The sequence below is a fragment of the Streptomyces sp. Wb2n-11 genome (assembly GCF_001049855.1).
Taxonomy (GTDB): domain Bacteria; phylum Actinomycetota; class Actinomycetes; order Streptomycetales; family Streptomycetaceae; genus Streptomyces; species Streptomyces altiplanensis.
In genome coordinates this window covers 126,318-138,467 of sequence record NZ_CVPB01000004.1, presented here as the reverse complement: position 1 = coordinate 138,467, position 12,150 = coordinate 126,318, and the positions used below count along the sequence as shown (strand labels likewise).

At 68.0% G+C, this 12,150-nt stretch carries 12 protein-coding genes and 6 pseudogenes; 1 reads left to right on the top strand and 17 read right to left on the bottom strand.

What is annotated here, in order from left to right; all coding sequences use genetic code 11:
• Positions 1–141: 141 nt before the first annotated feature.
• Entirely contained in the window at positions 142–282 is a 141-nt protein-coding gene (locus tag BN1555_RS41160; protein WP_255306541.1) for a hypothetical protein, read from the bottom strand.
• A 745-nt stretch (positions 283–1,027) separates the two neighbouring features.
• Between BN1555_RS41160 and BN1555_RS38660 the strand changes: the two genes are divergently transcribed.
• Entirely contained in the window at positions 1,028–1,240 is a 213-nt protein-coding gene (locus tag BN1555_RS38660) for a hypothetical protein (RefSeq protein WP_141662975.1), read from the top strand.
• A gap of 244 nt (positions 1,241–1,484) precedes the next feature.
• Here BN1555_RS38660 and BN1555_RS36140 read toward each other — a convergent pair whose 3' ends face one another.
• The 16 genes and pseudogenes from BN1555_RS36140 to BN1555_RS36075 form a co-directional block, all read right to left on the bottom strand.
• Positions 1,485–2,273: a MerR family transcriptional regulator gene (locus BN1555_RS36140; protein ID WP_255306540.1), complete on the bottom strand. Its 789-nt coding sequence runs from the start codon at positions 2,271–2,273 to the stop codon at positions 1,485–1,487.
• 36 nt (positions 2,274–2,309) lie between these two features.
• Positions 2,310–2,600: pseudogene (locus BN1555_RS36135) on the bottom strand (integrase core domain-containing protein); the annotation flags it as partial.
• A gap of 10 nt (positions 2,601–2,610) precedes the next feature.
• Positions 2,611–2,799 (bottom strand): annotated as a pseudogene (locus tag BN1555_RS36130) (transposase); the annotation flags it as partial.
• Between the two features lie 12 nt (positions 2,800–2,811).
• Complete coding sequence (locus BN1555_RS39760; RefSeq protein WP_218058274.1) at positions 2,812–3,195, bottom strand: transposase; 384 nt, start codon at positions 3,193–3,195, stop codon at positions 2,812–2,814.
• A 42-nt stretch (positions 3,196–3,237) separates the two neighbouring features.
• Positions 3,238–3,687 (bottom strand): IS110 family transposase, encoded by a 450-nt coding sequence (locus tag BN1555_RS39755; protein ID WP_218058273.1) that lies wholly within the window; start codon positions 3,685–3,687, stop codon positions 3,238–3,240.
• A complete protein-coding gene (locus BN1555_RS39750; RefSeq protein ID WP_218058272.1) occupies positions 3,662–3,871 on the bottom strand; it encodes an IS110 family transposase in 210 nt (69 codons plus the stop codon). Before BN1555_RS39750 ends, BN1555_RS39755 begins: the two co-directional genes overlap by 26 nt.
• A gap of 250 nt (positions 3,872–4,121) precedes the next feature.
• Positions 4,122–5,327 (bottom strand): annotated as a pseudogene (locus BN1555_RS36120) (IS30 family transposase); the annotation flags it as partial.
• A 49-nt stretch (positions 5,328–5,376) separates the two neighbouring features.
• A pseudogene (locus BN1555_RS36115) lies at positions 5,377–6,065 on the bottom strand (IS3 family transposase); the annotation flags it as partial.
• Positions 6,066–6,110: 45 nt separating this feature from the next.
• Positions 6,111–6,221: pseudogene (locus BN1555_RS41155) on the bottom strand (transposase); the annotation flags it as partial.
• 198 nt (positions 6,222–6,419) lie between these two features.
• Positions 6,420–7,142, bottom strand: a complete 723-nt coding sequence (locus tag BN1555_RS36105) for a 3-oxoacyl-ACP synthase III family protein (RefSeq protein ID WP_093804166.1) — start codon at positions 7,140–7,142, stop codon at positions 6,420–6,422.
• Entirely contained in the window at positions 7,139–8,044 is a 906-nt protein-coding gene (locus tag BN1555_RS36100) for an SDR family oxidoreductase (RefSeq protein ID WP_255306539.1), read from the bottom strand. The genes BN1555_RS36105 and BN1555_RS36100 overlap by 4 nt, the downstream gene beginning before the upstream one ends.
• A 301-nt stretch (positions 8,045–8,345) precedes the next feature.
• Entirely contained in the window at positions 8,346–8,501 is a 156-nt protein-coding gene (locus BN1555_RS39470; protein ID WP_176710361.1) for a hypothetical protein, read from the bottom strand.
• Positions 8,502–8,584: 83 nt separating this feature from the next.
• Positions 8,585–9,454: a prenyltransferase/squalene oxidase repeat-containing protein gene (locus BN1555_RS36095; protein WP_141662974.1), complete on the bottom strand. Its 870-nt coding sequence runs from the start codon at positions 9,452–9,454 to the stop codon at positions 8,585–8,587.
• Positions 9,455–9,935: 481 nt separating this feature from the next.
• A pseudogene (locus tag BN1555_RS36085) lies at positions 9,936–10,601 on the bottom strand (hypothetical protein); the annotation flags it as partial.
• Positions 10,602–10,795: 194 nt separating this feature from the next.
• On the bottom strand, positions 10,796–10,972 hold the full coding sequence (locus BN1555_RS39460) for a hypothetical protein (protein WP_176710360.1): 177 nt from the start codon (positions 10,970–10,972) through the stop codon (positions 10,796–10,798).
• 455 nt (positions 10,973–11,427) lie between these two features.
• Positions 11,428–12,012: an isochorismatase family protein gene (locus tag BN1555_RS36075; protein ID WP_093804199.1), complete on the bottom strand. Its 585-nt coding sequence runs from the start codon at positions 12,010–12,012 to the stop codon at positions 11,428–11,430.
• Positions 12,013–12,150 lie beyond the last annotated feature (138 nt).

Sequence of the window (12,150 nt, the reverse complement as noted above, 5' to 3'; positions counted from 1 at the left end):
CCGGGGAACCGGTCCAGCTGCGCGGGTGGCTTGTGGGTGGTGCCAGGAAGCAGCAGAGCTCTTTCCGGTCCTGCGCACACACCGCCTCGGGCAAGCCGTCTCCAGGAACGGCCCGCCCGCGTGCGCGCCTGGTGCCGGCGGCTACGCGGCCTCGGTGTCGTCGGAGGTTTCGTGGGCGTGCTTGAGCGCCATCCGCGCCTCCACCACCTTGTCCCTCTCCACCGTCTCCCAGAACGGGTGCGTGGCGACAGCGGCGCTCAGCTCCAGCAGCAGCGCGTGCAACCGGTCGACTTCGGCGCGCTGTTCTTCGGTGTAGCCGGGGCTGTCGGGCCTGGAGGAGCGGTAATCGCTGTGCAGCTGCTTATTCGCTCTCCCACCCGGGCATCGGCTCCGCCGACCACGGCAATGCCCTCGCGAACTCCTCGTACGGGGTGCGGGTTTGGTGCAGCGCCAGCTGCGCATCGCGCAGATCTGGCGGGAAATCAAAGTTCGGGGCTGGTTTCACGGGCACGCCGAAATGATACGAAGGTTCGAATCCCGGGTGACGGGGCGCACCGCACGCCTCACCCGTATGCCCACCGGCGCCGCATACCTCACTGCGGTGCTGCCCCAGGACGCCGTACTCACGAACCGGGGCGGGGTGTGGGTGTGGGCCCCGAGCCAGGCGCGGTCATCGGGATCCCGGGCGCGCCATCCGACATTCGTGGGGTCGCACGCATCGCCCGGCTCAACCGGGCCAGCCGGCTTCGTGTTACGGGCCTGGTGAGGCTCTGCGCGGCGGTGCTCACGGCCGTGTGGGCGGTGGCGGCTGTGGCACTGGGCTGAACCGGCAGCCCATGGCAGACCAGGCGGTACAGTGACTGCGGTTTCCACCGCTGGGCCAGATGGGGAGCAAGGCGAAGCCAGGCATTGTCCTGGCGGGTAGGTTGAGCGGGCGTGGTCCGGGTTATTTCCCCCGTCTCGGCCCGCGCGCTGTCGGGCTGGTGCTCCCCCGCACTGGCCCGGCAGCACCGGGTACCCGGTGCTGATGGACGCCGAAGAAGAAGGATTACCTCCGACCGACGTGCCGACGTTGATCGGCGAGATCGTGCAAGCGGTCCGAAACTGCGATGACCTGCGGATCCGGGCGCTGCTCGAGCAACTCGCCCAGCAGGCCGATACCGAAGCGCTCCTGTTGCTGCGCACCCGGTTGAACGAAGACCTGACCTGGGGCGCACGCCGCAGACGCGGGCGTGAATAACGCTGGGGTGAAGCTTCGCCATGGGCGTGTACGGTGTGCCGGGCTGCGTCCGGGGTCCGGAAGTGAGCCACGGCCGGAGCCCCTTTCCCGAACAGCTCTGGCGAGGGCCGGTGTCGTGACCGTTGTGGATGCTGTCGTGGCGGAGCATTAGCGGCGAAGAGAGCATCCGCAGCCTGCGCCGCCTACGTCGACATCAGCGCCCAAGCTGTCGCCGACGTCGTCGCCCAGCAGAATCCTGCACCCGTCACGGCCTCCGCCGGGAACGCTGCACTGCGGTGTCTTGCTGCCGTGTTCCGGCACCCCGTTTAGGGTTGACGCGTTCGAGCTTGGTCCAGCCGGTCCAGCCTCGTTTCTTCAGAAGCTCCATCAGCCGACGGGCTGGCGGCAGAGTGTCGAACGCCAGTGTGTCCATCAGCTTGACGAGCGGTGGCTCGATGTCGGTGTCGTCGACGTAGTCCTCGCCCTGTTCGTCAGCCATTTGCGTTATGTAGGCGGACAGTCTGTCGGCCAGCTCGACCAGCTGTGGGTGATCGTCGGTGCGGTCGAGCGCCTGGCCCAGGGTGAGATAGAAGCCGATGAGCTGCGGATCGGCGAGCTGCTCCTGCTTGCGTGTCATCCACTCCGCGACTCGCTCAGGTGAGTGTGCGGCCAACGGGATCCAGCCGTCGCGTTCGACCTGGACGATCCGCTCGTCGACACCAAGCACCCGCAGTCGTTCGAGATATTCGACCACCTCCGAGGGCAGCGCCAGGTTGTCCCCGGCTGCGAGGCGGGCGATCCGCTCCCGGTGTCGTTGCCGCTCCCGGATCTCCGCCCGCAGCCGCTTGTCGATGTCTGCGACCGCTATGGCGAACTCTTCCTCGTCGGCCTGCAGCAGCTCCCGCACGCGCGCCAGTGGGACCCCGGCCTCGGCGAGGGTCCGGATCTTGGTCAGCTCGATCACGGTGCTGGCGTCGTATCTCCGATAGCCGGAGTGGTCCCGCTCCGGCTCCGGCAGCAACCCCTTGGCGTGATAGTGCCGCACTGCGCGCACGGGCCTTCCCCGTGAAGGTGGGCACGCGGCTATTGATCACGCGGCGAGTGTGAGTTTAGCGGTATGGTGTCGGCGTTCGTATTCGTTGGGGCTGAGGTGGCCATTGGCGGAGTGCCGACGGCGGGTGTTGTAGCGGGTCAGCCAGGCAAATACCGCTCTTCTGCAGGTGCTGGCGTCACCGTAGTCGCGGGCGCCCTGGAGCGTCTCGCGCTTCAGGGACGCGTGGAAGCTTTCGCAGGCCGCGTTGTCGGCACTGGTGCCGACCGCGCCCATCGACCGGGTCACCCCGAGCTGGTCGCAGAGGCCGGCGAAGGCCCGGGAGCCGTATTGACCGAATTTAACCGGTCGTTGCAACACCAGCTTGTTGAAGCAACTGTAGCTGCTCGTTGAATGCCTCGGCGGGTGTCTTCCAACCGAGCGTCTTACGGGGTCTGCTGTTGAGGGTGTGAGCGACAGCCTCGACTTCCTCGGCGGACCATCTCGAGAGATCGGTGCCTTTCGGGAAGTACTGGCGCAGGAGCCCGTTGACGCTTCTATGTCAAGCGACGAACTCGTGTTGGGTGATGTGGTGCTGCCAAGAGGCACGGTCTCGGATCATCGCGCGGTGGATGACTTCGATCAGGTGGCGCTTGAGTACGCGTCGAGCGCCGCGGGCCCCCTTGGTGGGCTCGTGCCGCGCCAGCAGTTCCCGTGCGCCTGGGTGAAATCGCTGTTGGACGATGGCTGCGGTGTAGAGCACGCTGTTCAGCCGCCGGTTGCCGCCTCGGTGCAGGCGGTGGCACTCTTTGTCGGAGGAGTAGACCGGGATCGGGGCGCATCCTGTGTAGCGGGCGAGCTTGGCTGAGCTGGTGAAACGGGTGATGTCGCCGATCTCGGCGAGCAGGACCGCCGCCGAGACGTGGCTGATCCCGGTGATCTCCATCAGCGCGGGTGTCAGCGGGGTGACCAGTTCCCGGATCGTGGCCTAAAGTCCGCGGACGCGCTTGTTCAGCTCGGCTATCTCCGTGACCATCTCGGCCAGCACCCGGCGAACGTGCGTGCTCGTCTCGGTGTTCTCCAGCAGCGTCGTCAACGAGGTCATGCCCGGCCTGCGGGTGAGATCGCCCGGTGTGTGGTCGAGCCAGAGGTGTGTGTATGCCTTGACCTGGTTGATCACCATGGTGCGGCGCCGGACGAGGTCGGCACGTAAGTCGACCAGAACACGCAGTTCGCGCACGCGCTCATCGATGCGGTGGCGGTCCAGGCCGGGGGTGACGATGGCAGCGTGGGCGACCGCTGCGGCGTCGACGAGGTCGGACTTGGCGCCGGTGGCGGCGTGCAGTTTGCGGTGGGCGGCCAACAGCTTGGTGGGGACCCAGACCACTTCGTGGCCAGCCAGCAGCAGGCCGTCAGCCAGGTGGTGGGCGGAAGCCACGGCCGTCCTCGATTGCCCAGGTGACAGGTGTGCCGTCGGCGATTGAGCGGATCCACTTGAGCAGGACGCCGATCAGGGCCGCGTCGTTCTTGACGGTCAGCGGCCGGCTGATCCGCCTGCCGTCGGCATCAACGGCCACTGCGACGTGGACGTGCTTGTACGGGTCGATTCCCACTGTCACCATCGAGATGTCCTCTTGTCTGCTGTCGCGGATGACGGGACAGACGCGAGGGCCCTGGCCAGGGGACAGACCTATTGCGAGTTGACGGCTCAGCAGGCTTCTATCAAGTCACTCCCGGCCAGGGCTCTCGCCCTGTGGGCCGCCGTGGACACCTCAACGGAAAGCCTTGCGGCACGTGTTCTCCGAGTCACCCAGCGGCCCCGCCAGCCATCTCCCGTCGAAGAAGTCCGGCACCGCCAAAACTGCACCAATAGGTGTTCTCGTTCGTGCCGCGCTGCCACGGACTATGCGGATCGGCGAAGAACACGGGAATGCCGGTCTGGATTCTGAAGTGCGCATGGGCTGATATCTCCTTGCCGCGATCCCAGGTCAGCGACCGTGCCAGCTGTTCGGGCAGCGTCGACATGGTATTGGCGAGGGCGGTCTTCATTGTGATCGCCCCATAACCGGCGAGCGCAGGACCGTTCTTGACCGATTGCTTGTGCCGGTAGCCTTCCTCGCGCGGCAGGTGAACCAGCATCGTGAATCGAGTTGACCGCTCAACGACAGTGCCGATCGCGGACCGCTCCAGCCCGATGATCAGGTCGCCTTCCCAGTGGCCGGGAACGGCACGGTCCTCGACTTCGGCAGGCCGTTCACTGATCAGCGCTTCGGGCGTCACATGCGCCCAGGTCCTACGGCGCGAACGAGCGCGCGGAGCACGCAGTGCGCGGCCCGTGCGAAGGCACAAGATCAGTTCCCGCTTCAGCGCCCCGCGGCCCTGAACGTAGAGAGCCTGGTAGATCGCCTCGTGGCTGATGCGCATGGACTCATCATCCGGGAAATCAACCTTGATCCGGTTCGCGATCTGTTCCGGACTCCACGCCTGCACCCACGCGCGGTCCTTACGGTGCGGTTTGTTCCGCCCCGTCCACACGCCTGTCGCAGGTCCTGCGATCACCCTGCCGCCCGGCGTGCTGATCTCGCCGGACAGCCGCTCCTGGACGTATGCGTGCAACTGCGGATTGGCGACCAGCTTCGCAGTCTTCGGGCGGCGTGCGGCCATGTCTGATTTCCATTGCGCGACTGAGGCCCGGTAATCGCGCTTCCCGCCCCTGGTGGCCGCGTTGCGCCGCAACTCGCGGGAAATCGTCCCCGGATCACGACGGGCTTGCCGAGCGATTTCACGAACGCCCATACCCTGGGCATTGAGGAGCGCGATCTCCTCCCGCTCAGAGAACGACAGGTACCTGCCCGAATTCGGCTTCGGATCGAACGGTCGCATGCCGCCACACTGCCGAAACCAGCGCGTGGCCACCGCCGACGCCACGCCGATAACCGCGGCCGCTTCCTTCGCGAGGAGACCTTTGGCGATTTCATCCCAGAACGCTGCTTCGATATGGCGCTGGAATTTCGGATGCCCAGGAGACCTCAACTTTAGCCGTATCGCCCGATCGGCTGCCTGCTGACGACGAACCATCACACACCTCGCTGATCATGAGGTGTTGCGACGACCGATTGAATCTGCTCTGAGCCCCGTGATCGCTGTGGAAGATGACGCCGTCCACCCTGCCGCCGCGCGTGCGGACGGCCGCGTTGAGCGCGTCGGTGACAAGCTCGGCCCGCATGTGATCGGCCATCGACCAGCCCAGCAGGCGGCGGGAGAACACGTCGATGACGGTGGCCAGGTACAGGAACTTCCCGCCGGCGATCGGCAGATAGGTGATGTCGCCGTCCCAGGCCCGGTCGGGGGCGGATGCGGTGAAGTTGCGCCGCAGCAGATCGGGCACCGCCTGGGCGGCGGGGTTCGGGACCGTGGTGCGGTGCCGCCGCTTCAGCCTCCGTCCCTGGATACCATGTTGGCGCATGAGCCGCTCCACGCGCTTGCGGTTCACCATCGCACCGCCCTCGCGGAGCTCGGCGGTGATCCGCTTGGCGCCGTACGTCTTCCCGGACTCTGTGTGGACCGTGCGTATCCGCCGGGTGAGTGCGGCGTCGGCGGCCTTCTTCGCGGCCCGCGCCGGGGCGGTCTTCAGCCACCGGTAGAACCCGGACCTCGACAGGTTCAGCACGGTGCACAGCCGCTTCACGCCGAAGGCGTCGCGATGGTCGGCAACGAACTCGAAGCGGCTCACCAGTTCGTCTCGCCCGCAAAATACTTGGCCGCCCGGCGCAGGATGTCACGTTCCGTCTCCAGCTCGCGGACCTGCTTGCGCAAGGCCGCGATCTCCGCGTCCTTCGTGGACTGCGCGAGCGCCTCGGGCCGCTCGGCGTTCCCCGTGGTCTTGATCCACTGCCGCAGCGTCTCGTGGTTCACGCCGAGCCCGGCGGCGATGCGTGAAACGGGCCGGCCCGACGAACGGGCCAGCGCCACCGCGTCCGCCCAAAACTTCGCCGAGTACTTGTAGGTCCCCACTCGGGACTCCTCTCCCTGGACTCAAGATCCAGTGTCGGGGTGTCCACGATCAAGGTGGAGGGCCCCTGAGGCATTCGCAGAAGGTGCGGACGAAGGGAACGGACGGCTGGTGGAAACAGACCAGGCCGAGTTCGCTCGGATCGGTGTGCTGCTCCTTCAGCCACTGTGCGGCGCGGGTGTCGATGCCGAGGAAGGAGGCGAGGAGCTTTTCGGAGTCGATGTACAGTCCTGGCGGGCTGCTGGGGGCGTGGTGGGGGTTGAAGAGGGTGGCAGCCGGCCAGCCTGCGGAGTTCGCCATGAACGTGTGAGCGATGATGCCCGGCCGGGGGAGGCTTCGACGAGCAGGGCGGCGCCCATGTCCCCGCCGGTCAGGGAAGCCAGGCCGGTCCGCAGGGTGGTGGGAGTCAGGTTCCATCGGCTGAGGCGGCTGAGGGTTTCCCCGCACGCGATCAGGATCCGCCGGTAACGGCCGGCGCGGATGAAAGCGTCCGCGACCTCCAGGGCGTTCAGGACGCTGTTGCAGGCGTTGGAGACGTCGAAGACCGGGCAGGACAGCCCGGTCTGGGCGGCGACGATGTGGGCGTTGGCGGGTTCCTGGACATCGGCGCTGACGGCGGCGAACAGCAGCAGGTCGACTTCGCCCGGTGCGAGGCCTGCCTGGGTCAGGACACGGCCGACGGCGTGGGAGGCGAGGTCGGAGGGCACGTCGCCGTCCGCGGCGACGACGCGTTCTTGCAGTCCGTAGAGCCTGGACAGCAAGCCGGCCGGGACCCGCACACCAGGGCTGTGCTCGCGCAGCCGGTCCTCGATAGCTTGCGCGCTCCGGCGGCCGTCAGGCAGGTGGACCGTGACCTGGGTGATGCGGCTGTAGAGACTCATGCCGACTCCTTCACCGCGCCGGCACGCGCCGGGGCTTTGTGAGGCAGGCCGCTGACCGTGTGCTTCACCCAGTCCGACAGCCACAGCGGTGACATGGTGTGAAGCGGCACCAGGAGACGGGCGTCGAAGCCGACGGTGTAACGGGCCCTGGGCCGGGAGGAGGTCAGCGCCTTCTCGATGGTCCGGGCGACCGGCTCCGGACCGGGAACACGCGCGTTGACAGCCCCTAACAGAGATTTCGACCGGTCGTAGCCCGCCGACTCGCCTCGATCGGCCTGGGCGAGATCGTCGACCGCCCGGTCCAGCATCGTGGTGGCGAATGTTCCAGGCTCCACCAAAGACACGCGGACACCGGCATGCGCCATCTCCACGCGCAGGCAGTGGGTGAGCGCGTTCAACGCGTGCTTGCTCGCGCTGTACCAACCGCCCAGCGGCCAGGGCACTCGTCCCAAACCCGACGACACGTTCACGATCCGGCCCTCACCACGTCGACGCATCTGCGGCAGGGCGAGGCGGCAGATCCGCATCGCCCCCAGAAGGTTCACCTCCAGCAGGTACCGCGCCTGCTCATCGCTCACGTCCTCGATCGCCCCGGCCTGCGGCACCCCGGCGTTGTTCACCACCGCCCACAAGCCACCGCCCGTCATCTCCGCGATACGCCCCATCGCCTCCTCACAGGACGACGGCTCGGCGACATCCAGTACCACCGTCCTCAGTGGCCGCCCGCGCGCCGCGGCGGCAGCGAGCAGGCCGTCCGCTTTCTCCTGGCTGCGCGCTGTACCGATCACATCGAAACCGCAGCCGGCCAACCGCAGCGCCGTCGACGCGCCGATCCCCCCAGTTGCCCCCGTAACCATCACACTGCGTTGAACCCGCAGGCCGGGCGAGGCATACATAGCCATTCTTACGTCACTCCCGAGGATCCACAGATGGCCCGCGCCACCTGGTGCGCCACCGCGCAGTGAGCAACGATCAGGAAGAAACGCAGTTGTGGCCTCCCCTCGGAATCCCTGCGAGCCCTTCCCCCGCAGGCCGGGGTCACACCTTGGTGAGCACCAACCGCTTCTGGTCGGCCGTCGCGCGTACGACCAGGGCCGGGACGTCTGCGAGGCTGCCGCTACTCAGTGGGGTGAAGACCGTGGGATCGCAGAGCCTGCCTGGACTGCCCCACGAGGCGAGTCGGCCCGCAGGCCGGCGGATCGGTCACCGGTTGCCACTGGTCGTCGCGGATGTCCGGTCCGGGGCGGGGGCCATGCGGCGGGTGAGGTGGCCGAGGGCGAGCAGAGTGAAGACATCAGCGAGAGCGGGGACGGTGAAACGGAATGGGCGGGGGCCGATCGAGTCCAGGATGCTTGCCATCGATCCGTCGGGGCGTTGCTGGGTCAGTAGGTAGGCGGCGCCGCGGGTAGCGGGGCCGGGGGTGGGCTGGGTGCTGAGGGCTGTCAGAGAGCGTAGGCGGTGCTCAGCGCGTCGCTCGGGTTGCCGCCCTGCTGGCCCCACCCGCCGTCGGTGCTCTGGGAATTGGCCAGCAGGTTCAGGGCTCGGCTGATGATGCGCTGTGCGGGGCTGTGGGGAGTGCGGGGGTGGCGGGCGGTTGCGAGGACGGCGCGGCAGACGGTGTGCAGGCGGCTGCTGCTCCAGTCCGGTGGGAAAGAGCCGTCGAGGCGCTGCTGGGAGTCAAGGTAGCCAAAAGCTCTGTCGACCTCGTGGTGGAGGGACGGGTTCTGCGTGCTGTAAGCGTTGGCGGCTGCGGCGGTCATGCACGCTTCCGATGGGGCGCCAGCCAGATAGGCCGGGAAGCCGCCCTCCTTGTCCTGCAGGGCGCGCAGCGAGCCCAGGGCGCGGCGGATCGGTGCGCGGTAGGTGCGAGGGCCGGCGAGGTGCAGGACTTCGATGGCTACTGAAGTGCAGTCCACGTCGGTGAGTTGGACTCCGTCGGTGTAGGACCAGCCGCCCCCGGGATGCTGGAGGGTTACCAGGCGCCGGGCGATGAGGTCCACGACGGGGGCGGTGGCTCCGGCTGCGTGCAGAGCGGTTCCGGCGGTGGCAGTGACCCAGGTGTCCTCGTCACGGATGAAGGGGATCCCGCCGTCGGGCCGCTGGTGCTGCAATGCGGTCCGTACTCCCTGGGTGAGCAGGGCGGAATGCCCGGGCACGGGGAGCAGAGCATGCAGGACCGACAGGTGGATAAGGAGGTTGGCCTCCCAGACGACCCCGGGGCGCTGTGTCGAGGCCAGCAGTTCCAGGTCGCCGTCAGGCGGATGATGCCCGCGGGCGTGGGCGAAAATCGTTTTGCCCGCGGTGACCTGCACGCGCGCCCAGGCGTGCAGGCCGTGCAGGCTGAACGCCTCGGCGGGATCTCTTCGGAGAGCTCTTCGGCTGGCGAGGCGTTCAGGAGCAGCAGGACCGCGGACAAAAGGGCGCGTTTGCGGGGGCCGGTGAAATGGGGGGATCGGGCGAGGAAGTCCTCCACATTCACCGGGTGGGCCGGGTCCGTCGGGTGATGCAGGGCGGCCCGGGCGAGGAGCCGGTCCAGGGGGTCGGGAGCGTCGCAGTGCAAGGACAGGTAGGCGGCCAGACGACTGCGGGAGCCGGGGTGGAGACCAGTGCGGTCCAGGAGGGCCAGCAGCAGTGCGGATTTCAGGACGCGGCTGTGGCACGGGCTGGGTACGGTTCCATCCGGTTGCATCCGGTGCAGCAGACGGGAGCGCAGCAGCGCGATGGCCGGTTCCAGGCCGGCGGGCAGTGCGGCTCGGGGCCAAGGGGGCAGGCTCGCGGCCGAGGCAGCAACTCTCACCGGGGCCTCTTGGCGTGCGTGGTGGTATGCGCGTTGCGGCTGGCTGCGTCCCTGGGGCAGCATCCGAGGGGGCGGGGTCGTGGCCCCGAGGCGTCGACAGGGGCCGGCCCGGAGTTGGGGGCGAAGCGCCCGGTGGCGGGCAGCCAGCGCAGCGTGGCCGTCAGGAACGTCTGGGTTAGGTCTACGTAGCGACGCATGTCCTGGCGCAACGGCGGTGGCACTTCCCGGCCGGTACGCAGGGTGGTTGCGATGGTGTGGAAGGTACTGCGGCGTTCGGCGATCATGGCAGCCGCCCGCTGGCGGGCCTCTGCCAGGCAACAGTTCTCCTGCCGGGCCAGGGCGGTCACCAGGTTGTCCTGGCCGGCGGTCGTGTCATCGGCCGCCGAGGCCAGGTCGTTCACCCATCCCGCGACATCGGCAACCGCCCGACGCAGTTCACCCAACCGGTCACCGACCTGCTCACACTCCACCATCGGGGCGTCACCGGTGCGTTCCAGCACATCAAGCAGGGGAAGCAGCGTGATCGTGCGGCGTCGCAACTGCACGTACTGGGCGACGGTCAACCGGACGGCGTCACGGCGCAGGGCCACTTCTTCCTCGGTCGCATCCAGGAAGTCGGTGTAGTCCGCGGTGAAACGCTCCTTCCACTGCGCGAGCATCCCTGCGGACGTGTGCTCCTACAACTGCTTCAACACCCGTGCATATGCGGGCCGCCTTGCCGGCGGCGGCCCGCCGCCGCCGGCAAGAACCTCACGCAGCGGAGCAGTGAACTCCTCCACCTCGCCCGGAACCAGTCCCAGGCCACCACGATCGACCAGGTCGTCCACACAGCAGATGAACACCGCCCACTGGGCCGTCAGCGCCACGTTCCGCCGGCCGGACCTTCGAGGCAGGGACCCTTCGGGGGCATGTCGAGCTTCATTGCGGCAAGTCGCCGCTCCTCGCCCTCGTCTGCCACCAGCCCCATCGCCTGCGCCCACCGCAGCACCGCCCCGGGACCGACCGACACCGAAAGCGACTGCGCATCTTCCATGCCCCTTACGGTGACTCCACCCATCCCCCAGAGGCAGGGCCACAACCCGGATTAACCCGTACGGATGAGCCCTGCCTGCCCGTGGTGGCGCCTGGCCCACCGAAGTGGTGGCCAGACCTGCCTCCTTGCCACCAAGCCGAATCTCGTTCGGGTGGCCCATCTCGCGGCCGGCCGGTACCGCGTCGCCCTCGGCGCCACGGACCCAGCCTGCTGCGCTGCCGTACAGGCCGCAGTCCCGGGGGCCGGTGCCGCCTGCCTGCCGATCCCGCGTCGTTCACGGCCGCCATGGCGCAAGCCGACCAACAGGGCGCCGTCGCCGAAGCGATCGATCGGCTGAGAAACGACCCGACCGCTCGACGCCGATCACGTGCGGTGCGGGCCCCTGGCGGCGGCCAGGCCGGCAGCGAATGGCCTTTGAGCGGTTACTGCTCCGGGGGCAACCGAGGGGCGGGTTTCTACGCGCTGGCGACCACCGGGGCGCCCGACAGGTCCACGCCGGCCTGCCGGAGTTCTTCGCAGGCCTGAGTGATGGTGCTGTGGCTGACGCCGGCGGTCAGGTCCAGCAGTACTCGGGTGGCGAAGCCGGCCTCGGCCGCGTCCAGGGCGGTGGCCTTCACGCAGTGATCGGTGGCGATGCCGACCACGTCCACCGCGGTGACACCGTGATCCCGCAGCCACGCCGTCATGCCCCGCCCGTCCTCGTCGGCCCCTTCGAAGCCGCTGTAGGCACCCTTGTAGAAGACGGCGTCGACCGCTCCGGCTTCCGCTGCGGGAGCGAAGTTCGGGTGGAAGCCGGAGCCGGGCGTACCGGCTACGCAGTGCACCGGCCAGGAGGTCCTGAAATCAGGGGTGTCGGAGAAGTGGTCACCAGGGTCGATGTGATGGTCCCGCGTCGCCACCACATGCGCGTACCCGGCCTCGGCTGCCTGTGAGACCAGATCGCACACCTTTGTGGCGATCTCGGCTCCGCCGGCCACGGCGACACTGCCGCCCTCACAGAAATCGTTCTGTACATCCACCACGATCAGCGCACGCTTCATGCTGCTGCTCTCCATTTCCGTTCTCAAGTACACGATCTTTCCGCTCCCGCATGCGGGAGCGCTTCCCCAGCAGTCCCTTCCTCTTTGCGGCCGGCCTCGGTCATCTGGCAGCCCGCGCCCGGCAGGACGGCTCCGGGC

Coding starts and splice junctions, on each gene's coding strand:
- BN1555_RS39460 (WP_176710360.1), bottom strand. CDS start 10,972: ATGGAAGATGCGCAGTCGCTTTCGGTGTCGGTCGGTCCCGGGGCGGTG.
- BN1555_RS36105 (WP_093804166.1), bottom strand. CDS start 7,142: ATGAGTCTCTACAGCCGCATCACCCAGGTCACGGTCCACCTGCCTGAC.
- BN1555_RS39750 (WP_218058272.1), bottom strand. CDS start 3,871: ATGGTGACAGTGGGAATCGACCCGTACAAGCACGTCCACGTCGCAGTG.
- BN1555_RS36100 (WP_255306539.1), bottom strand. CDS start 8,044: ATGGCTATGTATGCCTCGCCCGGCCTGCGGGTTCAACGCAGTGTGATG.
- BN1555_RS39760 (WP_218058274.1), bottom strand. CDS start 3,195: ATGGAGATCACCGGGATCAGCCACGTCTCGGCGGCGGTCCTGCTCGCC.
- BN1555_RS39470 (WP_176710361.1), bottom strand. CDS start 8,501: ATGGCAAGCATCCTGGACTCGATCGGCCCCCGCCCATTCCGTTTCACC.
- BN1555_RS38660 (WP_141662975.1), top strand. CDS start 1,028: ATGGACGCCGAAGAAGAAGGATTACCTCCGACCGACGTGCCGACGTTG.
- BN1555_RS36075 (WP_093804199.1), bottom strand. CDS start 12,012: ATGAAGCGTGCGCTGATCGTGGTGGATGTACAGAACGATTTCTGTGAG.